Genomic DNA, 20,646 nt, shown 5'->3' on the forward strand with positions numbered 1-20,646 from the left:
TTCGAGATGAAGAAGTTAATGTTTGTTGTTGCCGCTTTATTGCTTGTTGGCTGTCAGCCATTGCAGAGCATGAGACCTGATGATTTCTTAGTGGCTGTTGGCTATGCGAGTATCAGTGAGCAGAAAGGTCGTAACGACGAAGAGAGACGTATCCGCGCGATGAGAGCCTCTAAGATCGATGCTTATCGTGAGCTTGCTGAACAGGTTTACGGCATGCGAGTAAGCGGTCGAGCAGAACTTGAAGATCAACGCCTTGGTACGGAACGTACTTCTGGTGCGGTTGATGGCGTAATCCGCGGCGCAGAAGTGGTACGCAGCTACCCTGTGGGCGATAGCTATGTTACTGAGCTTCAGCTTGATATCCGTAAGATGGAACAGCTACGTAATTACGGTGAAGTTCAACCTGTACCTGAAAAGAGACAACAAACGCTGTTCTAGCCCAAGGGGCGTCTAGCGATAGGACTATCCAGTTATATTGGCTGCTTTCGTTTTCCAGATGGCGTATCGGCAACCAATAACTAATATGAATGTAAAAGCGGCAAGTATGAAAATACTTGCCGCTTTTTTGTTTATCGATTTTGTCAGGGCGTTCAAAGGCTGATTAGGTGTTTTAATAAAAGATAACGACAGGAATAGTCTGAGATACAGATAAACGGTTAACAAGGGGTATTACTGAAGAGGAAGAGTTAACTTAACTAGGCTTTTACGTTGGTTCCCAGCGTAGAGATAGTATGCGTTTGACCACCGGCATTGTAGGTCATGCCAATTTTTCCGTGACTTTGCTGCATCATATTGCTGAGTTTTTTGAAGCTAAGGTGCGCTCGATTTAAGGCTTCGCCATTCACAAGGTTCGCTTGCTGGCAATCGTGCACTATGGACTGGATCTTAGTGACTAACTGAGCAAGTTCAGGGTTCTCGGTCAGTTCTGAGATATTGGTATGGGCTGCGATTCGCTGATCGGTTGATCTTAGTTGTTCAACTAGGACCACTTTTTCTTTGGCGATTCGCTCAATATCGTTTGATTGTCGGCTCGTAATAGCGGTTTTCTCTGAACTTAGTAATTCAGATAAGGCTTTGGCATTTTGAAGTTGAAAATTAACTAAATCTGCTAGTGCCTCCATAACGTAAACCTATTCATAACCTCGTGTACTTTAAGACAATAACTTCAATGAAAAGTTAGTGTTTTCTTAAAGGCCTTTTAATTCATCTTCGAACTTGATCATGTTGTCAGCCAGTTTCTCTGGATCGACAGTGTATGAACCATTCGCAATTGCTTCTTTGATCGCTGCTACTTTCACAGAATCAAAGCTTGGCTGTGCTGCCATATCTTGGTGGAGCTGACCAATCGCTTTGCCTTGTTGGCTCAGTGAAACCGCATCTTTGCTTGCTGGTGATTTAGTTGATACATCAGAGCGTGATGCCTCAGAACTAGAATCAGAGCGTACTGCTGATCGGTTAGTGGTCGTTAGGGTTTGCCCTGAACGAATATTATCAATGCCTGCCATAGTTAAGCCTTTTTCTTCAAAAATGGGAACCTGTACAGTCAATATCGACCAAGGGTTCGAATACTTTAGCAATTTTTAGCTCAATAGTCGAAAAGGGACAAAACACCGCAGCCGTTATATTTGGCGTTAGAGTTGAGGGTGAAATCGCTAACGATACCGTCAATTTAGAAGTAAAGAGTTAAAAGTAAACCGTGACTTCAGACATGCTGGTAACAATCCCTTCAATTATACGCTGTGATTTATCATTTTTCACTCTTACTTGATCACCCATAGAGCCATCGGTAAGCGCAGTTCCTTTGGTGGTAATGGTCATGCCACCTTTTACTGCCTGTATGATAACCTTCTCGTTTCGGCACACGACACAGATATCACCTCTTTCTACAACATCGCCCGGTCTTAGGTTCTTTTTTACCTTAGCGCCGATGACCTGGTGGGGAGCTGTGAAACCTTGGCGACGAAACTTGTTAAGAGAAATCATAGCGGTGGTGACATCGTATTGACCGACGATTTCGCCTCTCGCGAGTGAGCGAGTGGTGGTGACAAGAGGCACCGACATCGAAAGGCGCACCGGTACATAAACTCGCCACTCATCAGGAACACATTGCACTAAAACCGTAATACTGCTGCGGGTATTGGTGGTCGTTGAAGCGCTGGTCTCTAAAGGCACTGGGCAGTCTGTCGCTTTGATTCTTGAGTCAACATTTGCTGAATTAACAAAGAGTTCGCCACCTTGTGGCTGCTCAACTGTATCAAGGATATGTTGCTCCGCTGCAGACTGAATCATCTCAATTTGTTCTGGGGTCGCAGCTTGTACAAAAAAACTAAACAATATTGATAAAATGCCGATAAACTTAGCGACAGTTTTAAAAGTAGCTCTACACATTGCTATGGAAAGAGGTGGCAAATTTGTTTTATAATACGTCATTCCGTTTCTCTGGTGGTTCGTAGCCTGCAGTAGACTAACACTTTTTATACAAAAAAGTTTGATATGGAGATGAGCTCATGACGGGTATTCTTGATTCGGTGAATCAGCGTACGCAACTCGTCGGTCAAAACCGATTAGAATTACTAACCTTTCGCCTAATGGGGCGTCAGCGTTACGGCATTAATGTCTTTAAAGTAAAAGAAGTGCTGCAATGCCCTAAGCTGACAAAGATGCCAAACTTGAACCCACTGGTTAAAGGTGTAGCACACATTCGTGGCCAAACGATCTCTGTGATCGACTTGAGCTTAGCGATTGGTGGCCGTCCTACAACGGATATTGAAAAGTGTTTTGTGGTTATCTCTGAGTTTAACCGAACCATTCAAGGTTTCTTGGTAAGTTCAGTTGAGCGCATTATTAACATGCACTGGGAATCGATTCTTCCGCCGCCAGATGGCGCAGGTAGAGCTAACTACCTGACAGCGGTAACCAACATTGATAATGAATTGGTAGAAATTCTTGATGTTGAGAAGATCCTTGCAGAAATTTCTCCTGTTGATGAAACAATGGACAGCAAGATTGCTGAAGATATTGCGAAAGTAGAACAAGAGAAAGAACTGGTTCGCCGCATCTTGATTGCTGATGACTCGACCGTTGCTCGTAAGCAGGTTCAACGTGCTATTGAGTCGATTGGTTTTGAAGTTATCTCGGTGAAGGATGGTAAAGAAGCCTACGAGAAGCTGATACAGATGTCATCAGAAGGCAGTATTTACGATCAGATTTCATTGGTGATTTCTGATATCGAAATGCCAGAAATGGATGGATATACGCTGACTGCTGAGATTCGTCGTCACGCCGAACTTAAAGATTTATACGTAATTTTACACTCATCGTTGAGTGGTGTATTTAACCAAGCGATGGTTGAGCGTGTTGGAGCTAACTCCTTCATCGCTAAATTCAACCCAGATGAGCTTGGTGCAGCTGTAAAAGCTGCGTTAACTAACTAAAAGAGACATTAATGACTGCTATAACAATAAGTGATCAAGAGTATCGCGATTTCAGCCGTTTCTTAGAATCTCAATGTGGCATTGTATTAGGTGACAGCAAGCAGTATTTAGTGCGCAGTCGTCTAAGCCCATTAGTAACGAAGTTTAAGTTAGCTTCTTTGTCTGATTTGTTGAGAGATGTAGTAACAGGTCGAAACCGTGAGCTGCGTGTGGCTGCTGTCGATGCCATGACGACGAACGAGACACTTTGGTTCCGTGATACTTACCCGTTTGCTGTACTTGCGGATAAGCTTCTACCGGAAATAGCGGCAAATAAACGTCCTATTAAGATTTGGTCTGCGGCAAGCTCTTCAGGCCAAGAAGCATACTCAATGGCAATGACGATTCTTGAAACTCAAGCTCGTAAGCCAGGTATGCTGCCAAATGTATCGATTACCGCAACTGACATCTCAGCAAGTATGTTGGATATGTGCCGCACTGGCGCTTACGACAACCTTGCATTGGGACGTGGACTTTCTCCAGAGCGCCGTCGTACTTTCTTTGAAGATGCGGGCGATGGCCGTATGAAAGTGAAAGATAACGTCAAGCGCATGGTGAACTTCCGCCCTCAGAACCTGATGGACAGCTATGCATTGTTAGGCAAGTTCGACATTATTTTCTGTCGTAACGTGCTGATTTACTTCTCGCCTGATATGAAGTCAAAGGTACTTAACCAGATGGCAAATAGCCTGAACCCTGGTGGGTACTTACTATTGGGCGCGTCTGAATCGTTAACAGGCTTAACCGATCGTTTTGAAATGGTTCGCTGTAATCCAGGCATCATCTACAAATTAAAGTAACGAGCGGCACCGATATTAGGTGTAAGGTTACCGTCTAAATTTAAAACCCAGCCAAGTGCTGGGTTTTCTTTTTCCTGCTTAAGCTATATCTTTAAGTCAGAGTGACATTCCAATTTACTCTATTTTTTGGCTTGTTTATTGCAAGTTTACCCACGAGTAACCTGTAAAAGCATTGATAGACCGCCTTGTTTCAAAAGTTGGTATATATATTGCTTTGGTTATTTCATAACAGTCAGTTCTTGAGTTGAGGTTTACATGGCTATTTCTTTTGACAATGCTTTGGGCATTCACCAGCACACAGTTGGTGTACGTGAGCGTAACGCTGAGGTGCTTTCCACCAATATCGCGCAAGCAAACACGCCTGGGTATAAAGCAAAGGGATTAGACTTTAAGAAATCACTGCAAGCGGCAAGTTCTGGGGCAAGCATTGGTCTTAGCCGTACAGATGGTCGGCACATTTCTGCCTCAACAACGGTGAACGGGGAAACGAAGTATCGCATTCCTACCCAACCTGATACAGGAGATGGCAACACGGTTGATTTGGATTTGGAAAGAAACCTTTTCATGCAAAACCAAATTAGGCATCAAGCCTCTCTCGACTTCTTAGGAAGTAAGTTCAAGAATTTAACTAAAGCGATTAAAGGGGAATAATTAGATGAGTTTATTCAATGTATTCAATGTGACTGGTTCTGCGATGAGTGCTGAATCTGTTCGTCTAAATACGACCTCGAGCAACCTTGCGAACGCGGACAGTGTAAGTAGTTCTGCTGAAGAAACTTACAAGGCTCGTCACGCAGTGTTCGGCGCTGAGTTAAATAAAGCACGCAACAGTGGTCACACTGTGCCTGTGAAAGTATTAGGTATTGTGGAAAGCGATAAGCCGCTAAGCGCGGAGTACAACCCGGATCACCCATTAGCGAACAACGAAGGCTATATCTACAAGCCTAATGTCAACGTTATGGAAGAAATGGCAAACATGATTTCGGCATCACGTGCGTACCAAACAAACGTACAGGTTGCTGACTCGAGTAAACAAATGCTGCTGCGTACGCTGCAGATGGGTCAATAAGGATAAGGAGGTAGCACATGGCTGGAATCAACAACAATGTTGGTCAAAGCGGCTTGTCCTATGTTGACCAGCTGAAGAGTCTTCAAGATGGCGCTAAAAAGCCCGACGAAACAACAGGTAAGCAGGATCTTAAACAAGAAGACTTCTTATCTTTGTTGACTAAGCAACTAGCACAACAAGACCCTTTCAAGCCGGTTAGCAATGACCAGATGATTGCGCAAATGGCTTCATTTGCGACCGTAGATGGCATTGGCAAAATGAATACACAGTTTGAAAGCTTGAATTCATCAATGACCTCTAACCAAGCTCTTCAGGCCTCCTCTTTAGTTGGGCGTGATGTATTGGTTCCTGGTGCGGCAGGTGTAAAACCCGGTGATGGCGGTATGGCGGCAATGGTTAAGCTTCCTCAGGCAATGGACAATGTAATGGTCCGTGTTGAGAACGAAGTTGGCCAATTGGTTCGCACATTTGATATCGGCTCTAAACCATCTGGTGATACACGTGTTGAATGGGACGGAAAAGACGAAGACGGTAACCCATTGCCGGCCGGTAAATACAACGTGAAAGCGTCGGGTTTGCTGGATGGCGAGAACACAGAGTTCCAAGTTTCCAGTTATGCGAACGTGAACAGTGTGCTTCTTGGTAAGGGCGATGGCAACGTACTACTCAATCTGGCTGGTTTCACATCGCCAGTACGACTTGCTGAAGTACTAGAAGTTGGTAAAGCGTAGCTCTTTATTGAGTGACTATGCTAGCTAGATAGATTAGGAGAATAATGGAATGTCATATGTAGCTTTAAGCGGTCTATCCGCTGCACAATTAGACCTGAATACAACCAGTAACAACATTGCGAACGCGAACACATTTGGCTTTAAAGAGTCTCGTGCCGAGTTTGGTGATGTTTACTCAAGCTCGTTGTTCACTAACGCAAAAACGACGGCAGGTGGCGGTGCGCAAGCTAGCCAAGTGGCGCAACAGTTCCACGAAGGTTCAAGTATTTATACGAACAACCCAATGGACTTACGTGTAAGTGGTACAGGTTTCTTTGCAGTATCGAAAGACCGCATGGTGCCAGAGATTAACGAATTAACGCGTAATGGTGCATTTCACCTAAACAAAGACAACTACATGGTTACCGCTAATGATGAGTTTCTTTTAGGTTACGATGTTGATCCAAACTCGGGGGAAGTTCTTTCTTATGCGCCAAAGCCTCTCGACATTCCTGCTGAGTTTGGTAAACCAAAACAGACAGAAAACATTGAAGTAGGGGTTAACCTTCCTGCAAACGGTGATCTTAAAGACCCGGCTGCATTTAACTTCAAAGATGCTGATACTTATAACCGTGCAACGTCTTCGACGGTATACGATTCTATGGGTCAGTCTTACAAGTTAACGACTTACTACCTCAAAGATCAGACTCAACCAAACACTTGGCAAACGTACTACACCATGTCAGATGAGAACGGTGAAAAGCCGGTCAACATTACTGGTGGTGATGCGACGAATGCACAAGGTCATGTTGGTCACACAATGAAGTTCAACAATGACGGTACGTTAGCAAGCCTAAACAATGGTCAGCCGATTAACTCGGAACCACTGGGTGCTGGCGCGAACCCAATTGACTTGAACGGTGCTGATCCAACTCAAGTGCTTAAGTTTGGTCTAGATTCGTCAACTCAGTTTGCCGCTCCGTTTGAATTGACTAAGTTTGATGAAGATGGCGCGACAACAGGTTTCTTAACAAAAATCGATTTCGATGAGTACGGCAGTGTTCTAGGTACTTATTCAAATGGTGAAAACGTGATGCTTGGCCGTGTAGGCTTGGTTCGTGTACCAAATGAGCAAGGTCTGGATAAGAAAGGCGGTACTCAATGGGATTCTACCAACGACTCTGGTGACAAGATCTGGGGTGAATCGAACAAAGGTTCATTTGGTAGCATCAACAACGGCTCGCTAGAGCAGTCGAACATCGATATGACTCAAGAACTGGTTGATTTGATTTCTGCTCAACGTAACTTCCAGGCGAACTCGCGTTCTCTAGAAGTACACAACCAGCTACAACAGAATATTCTTCAGATTCGTTAATCGTTTAAAGCGTTTGAATCATCTGCGAATACCCAATTCAATGTTATTGAATTGGGTATTGTTGTTTGTCTTTTTATTTGCCGCCCCTATTGCCGCCCGGTAATGCCACTGGCAACAATTCTTCCTCAATGATCCTTTGATGATCACCCTTCTTGTTCGTTTTCTATTTAAATTATTGATAAATAACAGTTAAAAATATTGGCACAGTGTTTGCTTTATTAGCCCCAGAAGATGATTTTTGGAGCAAAATTATGGATCGCGCACTGTTTCTTGCCATGAGTGGCGCTAAGCAAAATATGCAAGCTTTGCAGCTACGTGCAAACAACCTTGCCAACGTAAGTACAACGGGTTTCCGTGCTGATTTAGCACAGGCACGTTCAATGCAAGCGTATGGCGAAGGCATGCCTACTCGTGTTTTCAGCATGACAGAGCGTCCGGGTCATAATTTCGCTCAGGGTAGTGTGGTTACTACTGGCCGAGATCTAGACGTTACCATTCAAGGTGATGGTTGGATTTCAGTGATGGACAATACTGGCCGTGAAGGTTTAACACGTAACGGTAACCTAAGGGTTGACCAAAACGGTTTACTAACCAACGCAAGCGGTCACTTAGTGCTTGGTGAAAACGATGCACCAATCACGCTGCCAATCCCAATCAGCAAAGTAGAAATTGGTACAGACGGTACGATTTCGGTGATTCCTCAAGGCGCTCCAGCTGAAGAATTGGCCGTGGTTGATCGTATTAAGCTTGTACGTCCAGACAACCAAAGTTTGTTTAAAGACACGAATGGTCTATTCCGTTCGAAAAACCCAGATCAGGCATACGAAGCAGATGCAGCGGTAACGTTGCTAAAAGGTGCTATCGAAGGCAGTAACGTAAATGCCGTAGGTGAAATGACCAGCCTAATTGACTTACAACGTCAGTTTGAAATGCAGGTCAAAATGATGAGCACAGCAGAGGAAATGGACAAGTCGTCTGATTCACTGCTTCGTATGAGCTAATAGAATTTAAAGGACATTGCTATGCATCCAGCATTATGGGTAAGTAAAACGGGTTTAGACGCCCAACAAACCAATATCTCAACGATTTCGAACAACCTTGCCAACGCCTCAACCATTGGTTTTAAAAAGAGCCGCGCGGTATTTGAAGATCTGTTCTACCAGAATATTAATCAACCGGGTGGTCAATCGTCTCAGAATACTGAGCTGCCAAGTGGTTTGATGCTGGGTGCCGGTTCTAAGGTCGTCGCGACTCAAAAAGTGCACACTCACGGTAACGCACAAACGACATCTAACAGCCTAGACATGATGATTGAAGGCGACGGTTTCTTCCAAGTTGAAATGCCAGACGGTGAAACAGGTTACAGCCGCAATGGTCAGTTCACACTGAACGGTGAAGGCGCGATCGTAACGTCGGGCCAAGGTTATCCTCTACAACCAGAAATTGTGATTCCTGAAGACGCGATCTCGGTAACGGTTGGTAACGACGGTGAAGTATCGGTTCGTCTACGTGGCGAGCAAAACAACGTCGTGGTTGGTCAAATTACCATTACTGACTTTGTAAACCCAGGTGGTCTAGAGCCAGTAGGTCAAAACCTTTATTTGCCAACTGGCGCGAGTGGCGACCCACAAGAGGGTGTACCGGGTTTTGATGGCCTGGGTAACATCCGCCAATCGATGCTAGAAACATCGAACGTAAACGTAACCGAAGAGCTGGTAAACATGATTGAAGCTCAGCGTGTATACGAAATGAATTCGAAAGTTATCTCGTCAGTAGACAAGATGATGAGCTTTGTTAACCAACAGCTGTAATTGGTTTATTCGCCGTTTACTTTTTTAATTAATCTATCTGTTTTTGCTAATTGACCCATTTACCACTGCCTGCTGAGAGTATATCGCCATGAAACGTATTTTTTGTTTAGCTTTGTTTATGTCTATGTCGGGATGTGCTGTTCTGGACCCGATCGAGACTCCGGCAGAAGAAAATGCAACCACAGTGGTTGATGCTGTGGAAGGTGATAAGTCGGCGCAAGAGAGCTCTGGCATTATTGACACGCTTCGTGGGCGAACCGATCCAATTGCTGGTGACCCTGCATGGGCGCCAATCAACCCCAAGCAGAAACCAGAGCATTACGCAGCGGCAACGGGCTCACTGTTTAATGTGAACCACATTGGCAGCATGTATGACGACTCAAAGCCTCGTGGTATTGGTGACATCATCACTGTAGCGCTAGATGAGAATACTCGAGCGACCAAAAAAGCCAACGCAGACATGTCTAAGTCGAATGATGCATCAATGGAGCCGCTGGCTGTTGGTGGTCAAGAGCTGACGATCGATAAGTACAACTTCTCTTATGATCTGAGTAACACCAATACTTTTGCTGGTGATGCGTCAGCCAACCAAAGTAACAGCATCAGCGGCTACATTACCGTTGAAGTCATCGAAGTATTAGCTAATGGCAACCTAGTGGTTCGTGGTGAGAAGTGGATGACACTGAACACCGGCGATGAGTACATCCGCCTAAGCGGTACCATCCGTCCAGACGATATTGACTTCGAAAATACCATTGCTTCAAACCGTGTTTCTAACGCACGAATTCAGTACTCAGGGACTGGCGTACAGAAAGATATGCAAGAGCCTGGATTCTTGGCACGATTCTTTAATGTATCTCTGTAGAGCTTGATAGGACGACGACATACTGACAGCCTCTATCACTGAGCCACATTTAGCTAAGCTATTATAAATTAAAGCAATACAGACAGGTTACTCAATGAAAAAACTGACACTCGTACTATTCGGCATGCTATTTCTTGCCACCAGTGCCCATGCTGCGCGAATCAAAGACGTGGCAAAAGTGGCGGGTGTTCGTAGTAACCAACTTGTCGGTTATGGTTTGGTCACGGGCTTGCCGGGTACTGGTGAGACAACTCCCTTTACCGATCAAACATTTAACGCAATGCTGCAAAATTTTGGCATCCAATTGCCGCCCGGCACTAAGCCAAAAACCAAAAACGTCGCGGCTGTTATTGTGACTGCTGAACTGCCAGCATTCTCTAAGCAAGGCCAAGAAGTTGACGTAACCGTTTCTTCTATCGGTTCAGCAAAAAGCCTTCGTGGTGGTACCTTGCTACAGACCTTCTTGAAAGGTCTAGACGGTCAAGTGTATGCGGTCGCGCAGGGTAACTTGGTGGTAAGTGGCTTTAGTGCACAAGGTAACGACGGTTCTAAGATTGTCGGTAACAACCCTAACGTTGGTATCATCTCTAGCGGTGCGACGGTTGAACAAGAGATCCCAACGCCATTCGGTCGTGGTGACTACATCACCTTCAACCTAATCCAATCAGATTTCACAACGGCTCAGCGTATGGCTGATGCGGTTAATAATTTCCTAGGCCCACAAATGGCTTCAGCGGTAGACGCAACTTCAGTAAAAGTTCGTGCACCGCGTGAAATCAGCCAGCGTGTAGCATTCTTGTCGGCTATCGAAAACATCGAGTTCGACCCTGCTGAAGGCTCTGCAAAAATCATCGTCAACTCTCGTACAGGTACGATTGTGGTTGGTAAGCACGTTCGCCTAAAAGCGGCGGCGGTCACCCACGGTGGTATGACGGTTGCAATTAAAGAAAATCTAAACGTAAGCCAACCGAATGCATTCTCTGGTGGCCAAACGGTAGTGGTCCCTGATTCTGATATCGAAATCACGGAAGGCGATGGTAAGATGTTCAAATTTGAACCTGGCCTAACGCTGGACGATTTGGTACGCGCAGTCAATGAAGTGGGCGCTGCACCTTCTGATTTAATGGCAATCCTTCAAGCACTGAAACAAGCGGGTGCGATTGAAGGCCAATTGATCATTATCTAAGGAATAAAGCATGATTAAGAATAACAATGACATCGGCTTTATTCACGACATCGGTAGTTTAGACCGTCTTCGTCAACAAGCGGTAAACGGTGAAGAAGGTAGCGAGAAAGAAGCATTAACCGCGGCGGCAAAACAGTTTGAATCGATTTTCACCTCGATGTTGTTTAAGTCAATGCGCGATGCTAACTCGAGCTTTAAGTCGGATATGTTGAACAGCCAGAACGAGCAGTTCTATCGTCAGATGCAAGATGACCAAATGGCGAGTGAGTTAAGCGCTTCAGGTTCATTAGGTCTTGCAGATATGATCGTGGCTCAACTAAGCGCTGGCCAAGCAAGCGATACGTCTGAAGAGAAGGTTCGCAGTGAAGGCTTTGATGCTTCATTGCAAAGACCGCAATATTCAGGCCGTTCGGAAGAGCGAGCGTCAGACGTTCAACCTGCGCAAGCAGCAAAACAGCCAGTATCCTTTGATTCTCCAGAATCGTTTGTGACCTCAATGAAGCCTTACGCGGAAAAAGCGGCAAGTGCGCTTGGTGTGGACTCGTCTCTTCTATTGGCACAAGCTGCCCTTGAAACGGGTTGGGGTTCTAAAATGGTTAAGAACTCTTTGGGCAACAGCAATAACTTATTTAACATCAAAGCAGATAGAAGTTGGAAGGGCGATAAGGTCGCGACTCAAACTCTTGAGTTCCATGGCAAAACCGCCGTTAAAGAGTCAGCTTCCTTCCGTTCTTACTCTAATTTCGAAGATAGCTTTAATGATTACGTGAAGTTCTTGAACGAAAATCCAAGATACGAAACGGCGCTACAGCATCAAGGCAATTCAGAGAATTTCATCAAAGGTATTCATCAGGCTGGTTACGCAACTGACCCTAACTATGCAGACAAGGTTTTACGAGTTAAAGCCAAGATTGATGAGATGAACTAGCGTCATAAATCAACATAGAGAGCTTGCTACTGGCAGGCTCTTTTCTTCTCCGCCCCTTCAGTTCTTACGCGTAATCCATAGTTATCTCCTTACACTTCAATAAATTATCGTCTTTTAATTTCCTATTGTTTTTGTTGGCGCATATATTGCATTTATCTTAGTAATATACGGTTGTAGTTAATCAGTTCATTCTGGTTTTGTTAAGTTTTTTGGGGGCATTATGGCGTCGGATCTTCTGAATGTAGGGGCACAAAGTGTTCTTACGGCTCAGAGACAGCTCAACACCACAGGTCATAACATTTCTAACGCTAACACAGAGGGCTATAGCCGCCAGTCTGTGATTCAAGGTGTGAATGACCCGCGCCAGTACGGTGGGCAATCCTACGGTATGGGGGTACATGTGGAAAATGTTCGCCGCTCTTGGGATCAGTTTGCCGTCAAAGAACTTAACTTATCGACAACCAATGCCGCCAACAAAGGCGATACCGAAGCCAACCTCGATATGTTGTCGAGCATGTTGTCGTCGGTCGCTTCAAAGAAGATTCCAGAAAACCTCAACGAATGGTTTGATTCCGTTAAGACTCTCGCCGATACCCCAAATGATGTGGGTGCGCGTAAGGTCGTGTTAGAGAAAGCAGGGCTTGTAACTAAAACCTTGAATGAATTTCATGAAACAGTTCGTCAACAGTCTGATTCTACGAATAAAAAATTAGATATGGGTATCGAGCGAGTTAACCAACTTGCGTACGAGATCCGTGATGTTCAGCGTTTAATGATGCGAACTCCTGGGCCTCATAATGACCTACGAGATCAGCATGAAAAGTTGATTAATGAGCTTTCTGGTTACACCAAAGTTACGGTGACACCACGCTCAAATGCCGAAGGGTTTAATGTCCATATTGGTAATGGCCATACCTTGGTCTCTGGTAGTGAAGCGAGTCAGCTGAAGATGGTTGATGGCTTACCCGATGTACATCAGCGCCGCCTAGCGATTGTTGAAGGTAAGTCTTTAAAACCGATCACCAGCAGTGATATCGACGGAAAAATCGGCGCCATGCTAGACATGCGTGACGAACATATCCCAGCAATCATGGATGAGCTTGGTCGTTTGGCGACCGCGTTTTCATATGAGGTCAATAGTCTTCAAGAACAAGGTTTGGATCTTAACGGCAACGTAGGTAAGGACTTGTTTACCGACGTGAACTCAGAGCTGGTGGCAAAATCTCGTGTCACGGCTAGCGGGCAATCGAAAGCCGATGTTGCGGTATACATTGATGATACTTCTGCCTTAAAAGGCGGTGAGTATGGACTGAAATACGATGGCAGTGATTATGTCGTGACTAAGCCGAACGGTGAGACCGTTAAGATGGCGACCGACTCTAGCGGTAGTGCTTTTTATCTTGATGGCATGCGAGTGGAAGTACGTAACCCTCCTGAACTAGGAGAGAAACTGTTACTGCGTCCAACGCGTAATTTTGCTGCGCAGATTCATATGGAAACCAAAGACCCGAAAGACATTGCTGCGCAAAGTTATGAGGCATCGACCACGTTTGCCAAGGGTACAGCGGGATTTAAAATCCTAGAAGCAGGTCAACTGCGTGAGTTTGAAGTGATTGTCTCACCAAAAGGTGAGCAGTTTGCTGTGACGGATCCGAAGGGTAACATTTTAATGCAGCCTCAACCGTATCCGCCACAAGGGCCAGTGACCATCAACGGTACAACGTTTGAGCTCACACCCGGTGCGGTGGCAAATGATAAGTTTACGGCAAACCTTGTCCCATCAGAAGGTGACAACGGTAACCTGCGTAAGCTACAAGATCTTCAAACAGGAAAGCTGTTGAATGATGGTGAGTCTACGATTTTAGACCTTTACCACAACTTGAATACTAATACAGGCTTGAAGTCTTCAACGGCAAATCGCCTGAGTGATATTGCGACATTAGAAAAACAGTCGGCTCAAGAACGTATTGCTTCTATCTCGGGAGTAAACCTCGATGAAGAAGCGGCAAACATGATGAAATTTCAGCAAGCGTATATGGCTTCTTCACGTATCATGCAAGCAGCCAACGATACGTTTAACACTATTTTGGCTCTGAGATAGGAAGGTATAAATGTTGAATCGTATCTCTAGCTTCCATAATTATCAGTCAGTACAAAACGACTTGCGCCGTCAAGAGAACAAGGTGCATCACAACCAAGCACAACTTGCTTCGGGTAAGAAGTTACAGTCGCCAAGTGATGACCCATTAGCGACGCACTATTTACAGAACATTGGTCAGCAGTCAGAACAGCTTAAACAGTATGTCGATGCGATTACTCTAGTCAGAAACCGTCTTGAGCATCATGAAGTATTGGTTTCTAACACTGAAGGCTTTGCTGATGAAGCAAAACGAACCGTGATGGAAATGATCAACGGTGCGCTTTCTCCGGAAGACCGTTTAGCTAAGAAGCGTGAAATTCAAGAACTGGCGAATAACTTCCTGCATTTAGCCAACTCTCAAGATGAGTCGGGTAACTACACGTTTGCAGGCACTAAGCCGAAAAATCAGCCTTTCTTTCGAGATAACGAAGGGAATGTGACATATCAAGGTGATGACTACCAACGCAAGATGCGTGTGGCAAGCAGCTTTGAAATGGCAATGAATGATCCGGGCAGCAAGATGTTTATGGAAATAGACAACCCGTTCGGTGACTACGAACCTCAGTACGAGCTTGAACCTGCGTCTGAGTTATTGCTCGGGCGTGCGACCAACAGCGATGAAGATGGGTCTACTTATAAAGTGACGTTTGTCGACATGCAGACGGGCAATTTCGCTTATCAGCTTGAAAAAGACGGCGCAGTGGTTGCGGCTGAAGATTTTGATCCTTCGACAGGCATTGTTTATGAAGGGCTGAATATTCAAATCAAAGGCCAAATCACTAAAGGTGATTCGATCACCTTAGAACCACGAGAGACTTTCTCTATCTTTGATACGTTCAAAGAGGCTGCTGAGCAGGCTGAAAACCCGGTATCGGATGCATCAGCAACAGCGAAACTGCACCAAGTAACTGAAGAGTTCCACGCTGCGTTTATCCATTTGACCAAGGCAAGAACCGATGTTGGTGCACGCTTGAGTACTTTGGATATTCAAGAGCAACAACATGAAGATTTCAAGTTGTCTTTAGCAAAAGCAAAAAGCAACTTTGAAGACTTGGATTACTCGAAAGCGATCATTGAGTTCAATGAAAACTCTCGAGCATTGCAAGCTTCTCAACAAGCGTTTGGTAAAACCAAAGACCTGACCTTGTTTAACTATATTTAATGATCAATCGGTATTTAGTGGTGAACTAACACTCACCATTGAAGTTAGATTCTTTGCCATATGTGCTAAGCCGTATGAGCGAATCACTTCAATCTTTGCCGGTTTTTCATACAAGATGTCATCTGTTTGGAAATAGCGGCAAAAAACGGCAATAAGGAAGGTGAATGTTTTTCATCTTCTAATAGTAGAAAATCATAATTGCGCAGTGTTGTTTGTAAGCTTCTGATTTTTAGATAATTAAAAAATTATTTATATGATATTAAACTTGGCATACAACTTGTATCTGTGTTGGTTATAAATGATTAATACAGATCTTAAACCTTGTATAGGGTTTATCGAGTAATACACGGTCAGTGCTTATCCATATGAGAGTAAAGCTGGCCGCTTCGCAGAAACTTTGCGAACTCATAAGGAGAGCAAAATGGCTATCAATGTAAGCACTAACGTATCTGCTATGACAGCACAGCGTTACCTGAATAAAGCATCTAATGACTTAGCGACTTCTATGGAGCGTTTGTCATCTGGTCACAAGATCAACAGCGCGAAAGATGATGCGGCAGGTCTGCAAATCTCGAACCGTCTAACCGCTCAGTCTCGTGGTCTTGATGTGGCAATGCGTAATGCCAACGACGGTATTTCGATTGCTCAAACAGCAGAAGGCGCGATGAACGAATCGACTAACGTACTACAACGTATGCGTGATCTAGCGATTCAATCATCAAACGGCACTAACTCGCCGGCAGAGCGTACTGCACTGAACGAAGAGTCAATGGCACTTCAAGATGAGCTTAACCGTATTGCGGAAACCACATCGTTTGGTGGTCGTCGTCTACTGAACGGTTCATTCGGTGAAGCTTCATTCCAGATCGGTTCTAACTCTGGTGAAGCAATGATCATGGCTCTGACAAGTATCCGTGCAGATGACTACCGTATGGGTGGTACTACGTTCGATTCAGAAAACGCGAAAGATAAGAACTGGGAAGTGCCGCCAACAGCGAGCGATCTTAAGTTCGAATTCAAAACCAAAGCGGGTGAAGACATCGTTTTAGATATCAATACCAAAGCGGGCGATGATATCGAAGAGCTTGCGACTTACATTAATGGTCAGTCTGATCTTGTGAACGCATCGGTTACTGATGATGGTCGCATTCAACTGTTCGTTGCTGAACCTGACCTTGACGGCCCAATGTTTATCTCTGGTGGTCTAGCGTCTGAGCTAGGTATTAAGAGTGAAGGCCGCGCCACCTCGGTTCAAGATGTTAGCTTAACCAGCGTTGCGGGTTCACAGAACGCGATCAGCGTGATTGATTCTGCAATGAAGTACGTGGATTCACAGCGTGCTGATTTGGGTGCAAAACAGAACCGTCTAAGCCACAGTATTAATAACTTGGCAAACGTACAAGAGAACGTAGACGCTTCAAACAGCCGAATCAAAGATACGGACTTTGCGAAAGAGACGACGCAAATGACCAAATCACAAATTCTGCAACAAGCAGGTACTTCAATACTTGCTCAAGCAAAACAGTTGCCTAACTCTGCAATGTCATTATTGCAATAGTTATTGGTTGAACTTGCTGCTCGTGTTCAGACGTGAGCCATGCAGCAAGGGAAACTGGCAAGCATACTTACTATTGAATGTTTAGCTCTCTCATCTCTCACCTGCTATCCATTTTTGCAGTAAGAATGCAACGGCAAGTCGGAAATGTGTTCATTTCTCGATGATCTCCACACAGGCTCTGACGCGCCAACTAGCCCCGGTTCTCTCAAAGGAAAAGGGGCTTTTTCCTTTCTGTATTTCTTGTTTTTGCTATTTATTTTCCTGTGAACTTTCTCGCACTACCTTTTCCAAATCTCTATTTGATGGTTCTTCTTCACGACAAATAATGTCATCTATTACACAAGATTTGCGTAAGTCAGAGATCTTTGGCGATTGATCATTTCTCGACCTTGAGCCATTTAGACAGCGGTTCGTACGCTTTCTGAACAGATTAAGATCTTTTTCCAATTGAAATCTATCGCTGTATTAGAAAATGATGAAAATTAAGTTGTTGATAAATATTAGATTAATATTTTTTTTGTGGTTTTTTGAAAGTTTTTCTAAAGCTTCTGATTTTCGCGCCGTTATTAAAAGTAACTTTGAGAGAACTACTTGGTTTTCCGAGACGTCGGAAACCGCTATACCGGAAAATCAATTGGAGAAATCACCATGGCAGTGAATGTAAATACAAACGTTTCAGCGATGACAGCGCAACGTTACCTAAACAATGCAAACAGCGCACAACAAACATCAATGGAGCGTCTAGCTTCTGGCTCAAAAATCAACAGCGCAAAAGATGACGCTGCGGGTCTACAAATCTCGAACCGTTTGAACGTTCAAAGTCGTGGTCTTGATGTTGCTGTACGTAACGCGAACGACGGTATCTCAATTGCACAAACAGCTGAAGGTGCAATGAATGAGACGACTAACATCCTGCAACGTATGCGTGATTTGTCTCTACAATCTTCAAACGGCTCAAACTCAAAATCTGAGCGTGTAGCGATTCAAGAAGAAGTAACAGCGCTGAACGACGAACTGAACCGTATCGCGGAAACGACGTCTTTTGGTGGCAACAAGTTGCTTAACGGTACTCACGGTACTAAATCATTCCAAATCGGTGCAGACAACGGTGAAGCGGTAATGCTTCAACTGAAAGACATGCGCTCTGATAACGCTCAGATGGGTGGTAAGAGCTACCAAACTGAGAACGCGAAAGATAAAGATTGGAACGTTCAAGCAGGCTCTAACGACCTAAAAATGTCGTTCACTGATAACTTCGGTCAAGCACAAGAAATCGACATCAGCGCAAAAGCGGGTGACGACATCGAAGAGCTAGCAACGTACATCAACGGTCAACAAGACTCTGTTAAAGCGTCTGTAACTGAAGACGGTAAGCTACAAATGTTTACTGGTAACAACAAGGTTGAAGGCGAAGTGGCATTCTCTGGCAGCCTGGCTGGCGAACTAGGCATGCAACCTGGCAAAGACGTAACGGTTGATACTATCGACGTAACATCAGTTGGCGGCGCACAAGAGTCTGTAGCTATTATCGATGCGGCACTTAAGTATGTAGATAGCCACCGTGCTGAGCTAGGTGCTTTCCAAAACCGTTTCGACCACGCTATCAGCAACTTAGACAACATTAACGAGAACGTTAACGCATCTAAGAGCCGTATTAAAGATACCGATTTCGCGAAAGAAACGACTCAGATGACTAAGTCTCAGATCCTTTCTCAAGCTTCAAGCTCGATTCTTGCTCAAGCGAAGCAAGCTCCGAACTCGGCACTTAGCCTACTAGGTTAATCGATTAAAAAGCCACGTTGACTATAAGCGTCAACGTTAGGCTTCCACAAATTAGCTCGTGGTGAGAGATGAGCGCTAAACAGACCCAGCTTCGGCTGGGTTTTTTATTGCCTGCAATTTGGAGAAGGGGGAGTTTTGGTGTTGGTCGTTGATTGGAAAGCGAGATTCCCTATCACGCTCGCTCCTCACTGTAGGGAGTGACGGGAATTGGGAAATGATGGTTTCCTCGCTTACTACATCGAAGCAGTCTTTCGTCACCCCAGAATCGAGTAGAACGAGATATCAGGGATCTCTTCTGACTTTATATTCAACACTACGCTCATTAACTTAAATAATGGGGCAACTTTAGCGAATGTCGCCCTATTAATTGAAGCCCGATCACACTTTCCTTTGTTGTTGAAAAGAATATGAAAAAAAGCGCATTTTTTATTAAAGCTTCTAATTAAGGCGCCGTTAAAGGGATTGAGAGAAATGATATGTACCAATGTAAGGTGAGAGAGACACTGGTGCATAAACAAAATTGACATGTATTAGTGTGAGGTGAGAGTCACATAAGTACATTAAAAAATGCCTAAAGGAGATCAACTATGGCGATTAATGTAAGCACAAATGTGTCTGCAATGACGGCTCAGCGCTACCTAAATAGCGCGGCTGAAGGTACTCAAAAATCAATGGAGCGTTTGTCTTCTGGCTATAAAATCAATAGCGCAAAAGATGATGCTGCAGGCCTACAAATCTCTAACCGCTTAACGTCGCAAAGTCGTGGCCTAGATATGGCTGTGAAAAACGCGAATGACGGTATCTCTATTGCACAGACAGCTGAAGGTGCAATGAATGAGTCAACCAACATTCTGCAACGTATGCGTGACCTTTCTCTTCAATCTTCAAACGGTTCGAACAGCAAATCTGAACGTGTTGCGATCCAAGAAGAAGTCTCTGCTCTAAACACAGAACTTAACCGTATCGCTGAAACGACCTCTTTTGGTGGTAACAAGCTTCTGAACGGTACTTACGGCAGCCAATCTTTCCAAATCGGTGCTGACTCAGGTGAAGCAGTAATGCTATCTATGAGCAACATGCGTACTGACACTCAAGACATGGGTGGTAAGAGCTACGGCGTTACAGAAGGCAAAGATGCTTCTTGGCGTGTAGGTGCGGGTGCTGATTTAACAATCAAATACAACGATAAGTTTGGTGAAGCGCAAGAGCTATCTATCTCTGCTAAAGAAGGCAACGATATCGAAGAGCTAGCAACTTACATCAATGGTCAAAGCCAAGACGTTAAAGCGTCTGTGGGTGAAGGCGGTAAACTGCAACTTTTCGCTTCAAGCCAAAAAGTTGAAGGTGATGTTGAGTTTGGCGGCAGCCTTGCGGGCGAACTAGGTATCGGTGCTGGTAAAGACGTTACCGTTAACGATATCGACGTAACTTCTGTTGCAGGTGCAAACGAAGCAGTATCTATCATTGATGGTGCTCTAAAATCTGTTGATAGCCAACGTGCTTCTCTAGGTGCTTTCCAAAACCGTTTTGACCATGCAATCAGCAACTTAGACAACATCAACGAAAACGTTAATGCGTCTAAGAGCCGTATCAAAGATACCGATTACGCGAAAGAAACAACGGCAATGACGAAGTCTCAAATCCTACAACAGGCGAGTACTTCTATCCTAGCTCAAGCAAAACAGTCACCATCAGCAGCTCTAAGCTTATTGGGCTAAACTTACCTCGGTAAGTAGCGGTAAACTCTACTCTGGGTAGAGTTTTACTGTTTGGCTCATAAAGGAGGG

The 20,646-nt window shown here is 44.6% G+C and carries 20 protein-coding genes; 17 read left to right on the forward strand and 3 right to left on the reverse strand.

Features of this window, described 5'->3' with window-relative positions; genetic code table 11:
- Positions 1 to 6: 6 nt before the first annotated feature.
- Entirely contained in the window at positions 7 to 438 is a 432-nt protein-coding gene (flgP, locus tag ACED46_RS04680; RefSeq protein WP_102428633.1) for a flagellar assembly lipoprotein FlgP, read from the forward strand.
- 257 nt (positions 439 to 695) lie between these two features.
- On the opposite strand, the gene ACED46_RS04685 is transcribed toward flgP, so the two are convergent.
- The 3 genes from ACED46_RS04685 to flgA all read right to left on the reverse strand — a co-directional run bounded on the left by ACED46_RS04685 (position 696) and on the right by flgA (position 2,430).
- Entirely contained in the window at positions 696 to 1,121 is a 426-nt protein-coding gene (locus tag ACED46_RS04685) for a flagella synthesis protein FlgN (RefSeq protein ID WP_371720992.1), read from the reverse strand.
- Between the two features lie 66 nt (positions 1,122 to 1,187).
- Entirely contained in the window at positions 1,188 to 1,505 is a 318-nt protein-coding gene (flgM, locus tag ACED46_RS04690; RefSeq protein WP_017062263.1) for a flagellar biosynthesis anti-sigma factor FlgM, read from the reverse strand.
- A gap of 178 nt (positions 1,506 to 1,683) precedes the next feature.
- Positions 1,684 to 2,430 carry a flagellar basal body P-ring formation chaperone FlgA gene (flgA, locus tag ACED46_RS04695; protein ID WP_017064135.1) on the reverse strand — a complete coding sequence of 249 codons (747 nt, stop codon included), beginning with the start codon at positions 2,428 to 2,430 and terminating at the stop codon, positions 1,684 to 1,686.
- Positions 2,431 to 2,507: 77 nt separating this feature from the next.
- Between flgA and ACED46_RS04700 the strand changes: the two genes are divergently transcribed.
- From ACED46_RS04700 to ACED46_RS04775, 16 genes are all read left to right on the forward strand, one after another.
- Positions 2,508 to 3,434: a chemotaxis protein CheV gene (locus ACED46_RS04700; RefSeq protein ID WP_017066180.1), complete on the forward strand. Its 927-nt coding sequence runs from the start codon at positions 2,508 to 2,510 to the stop codon at positions 3,432 to 3,434.
- A gap of 11 nt (positions 3,435 to 3,445) precedes the next feature.
- Entirely contained in the window at positions 3,446 to 4,273 is an 828-nt protein-coding gene (locus tag ACED46_RS04705; RefSeq protein ID WP_004736174.1) for a protein-glutamate O-methyltransferase, read from the forward strand.
- A 255-nt stretch (positions 4,274 to 4,528) separates the two neighbouring features.
- The gene (flgB, locus tag ACED46_RS04710; RefSeq protein WP_004736175.1) at positions 4,529 to 4,924 is read left to right on the forward strand and encodes a flagellar basal body rod protein FlgB; all 396 of its coding nucleotides are present in this window, start codon (positions 4,529 to 4,531) and stop codon (positions 4,922 to 4,924) included.
- A gap of 4 nt (positions 4,925 to 4,928) precedes the next feature.
- Positions 4,929 to 5,342 carry a flagellar basal body rod protein FlgC gene (gene flgC / locus ACED46_RS04715; RefSeq protein WP_004736176.1) on the forward strand — a complete coding sequence of 138 codons (414 nt, stop codon included), beginning with the start codon at positions 4,929 to 4,931 and terminating at the stop codon, positions 5,340 to 5,342.
- Positions 5,343 to 5,359: 17 nt separating this feature from the next.
- Entirely contained in the window at positions 5,360 to 6,073 is a 714-nt protein-coding gene (flgD, locus tag ACED46_RS04720) for a flagellar hook assembly protein FlgD (RefSeq protein ID WP_010439286.1), read from the forward strand.
- A gap of 49 nt (positions 6,074 to 6,122) precedes the next feature.
- Complete coding sequence (gene flgE, locus ACED46_RS04725; protein ID WP_017062260.1) at positions 6,123 to 7,427, forward strand: flagellar hook protein FlgE; 1,305 nt, start codon at positions 6,123 to 6,125, stop codon at positions 7,425 to 7,427.
- Positions 7,428 to 7,678: 251 nt separating this feature from the next.
- Entirely contained in the window at positions 7,679 to 8,428 is a 750-nt protein-coding gene (gene flgF, locus ACED46_RS04730; RefSeq protein ID WP_017056855.1) for a flagellar basal-body rod protein FlgF, read from the forward strand.
- Positions 8,429 to 8,449: 21 nt separating this feature from the next.
- Positions 8,450 to 9,238, forward strand: a complete 789-nt coding sequence (flgG, locus tag ACED46_RS04735; protein WP_017062259.1) for a flagellar basal-body rod protein FlgG — start codon at positions 8,450 to 8,452, stop codon at positions 9,236 to 9,238.
- 88 nt (positions 9,239 to 9,326) lie between these two features.
- Positions 9,327 to 10,103, forward strand: coding sequence for a flagellar basal body L-ring protein FlgH (gene flgH, locus ACED46_RS04740; RefSeq protein WP_017064132.1), 777 nt, complete (start codon positions 9,327 to 9,329; stop codon positions 10,101 to 10,103).
- Between the two features lie 94 nt (positions 10,104 to 10,197).
- Positions 10,198 to 11,289: a flagellar basal body P-ring protein FlgI gene (locus ACED46_RS04745; protein ID WP_017062257.1), complete on the forward strand. Its 1,092-nt coding sequence runs from the start codon at positions 10,198 to 10,200 to the stop codon at positions 11,287 to 11,289.
- Between the two features lie 10 nt (positions 11,290 to 11,299).
- A complete protein-coding gene (gene flgJ / locus ACED46_RS04750; protein WP_017064131.1) occupies positions 11,300 to 12,217 on the forward strand; it encodes a flagellar assembly peptidoglycan hydrolase FlgJ in 918 nt (305 codons plus the stop codon).
- A gap of 220 nt (positions 12,218 to 12,437) precedes the next feature.
- The gene (gene flgK, locus ACED46_RS04755) at positions 12,438 to 14,318 is read left to right on the forward strand and encodes a flagellar hook-associated protein FlgK (RefSeq protein ID WP_371720993.1); all 1,881 of its coding nucleotides are present in this window, start codon (positions 12,438 to 12,440) and stop codon (positions 14,316 to 14,318) included.
- A gap of 10 nt (positions 14,319 to 14,328) precedes the next feature.
- Positions 14,329 to 15,519: a flagellar hook-associated protein FlgL gene (flgL, locus tag ACED46_RS04760; protein WP_017064129.1), complete on the forward strand. Its 1,191-nt coding sequence runs from the start codon at positions 14,329 to 14,331 to the stop codon at positions 15,517 to 15,519.
- Between the two features lie 421 nt (positions 15,520 to 15,940).
- Positions 15,941 to 17,077 carry a flagellin gene (locus ACED46_RS04765; RefSeq protein ID WP_371720994.1) on the forward strand — a complete coding sequence of 379 codons (1,137 nt, stop codon included), beginning with the start codon at positions 15,941 to 15,943 and terminating at the stop codon, positions 17,075 to 17,077.
- A gap of 648 nt (positions 17,078 to 17,725) precedes the next feature.
- Positions 17,726 to 18,859: a flagellin gene (locus tag ACED46_RS04770; RefSeq protein WP_048616124.1), complete on the forward strand. Its 1,134-nt coding sequence runs from the start codon at positions 17,726 to 17,728 to the stop codon at positions 18,857 to 18,859.
- A gap of 587 nt (positions 18,860 to 19,446) precedes the next feature.
- Complete coding sequence (locus ACED46_RS04775; protein WP_017066381.1) at positions 19,447 to 20,577, forward strand: flagellin; 1,131 nt, start codon at positions 19,447 to 19,449, stop codon at positions 20,575 to 20,577.
- The last annotated feature ends 69 nt before the right edge of the window (positions 20,578 to 20,646 follow it).

The organism is Vibrio sp. 1S139, from assembly GCF_041439475.1.
Lineage (GTDB): Bacteria > Pseudomonadota > Gammaproteobacteria > Enterobacterales > Vibrionaceae > Vibrio > Vibrio crassostreae_C.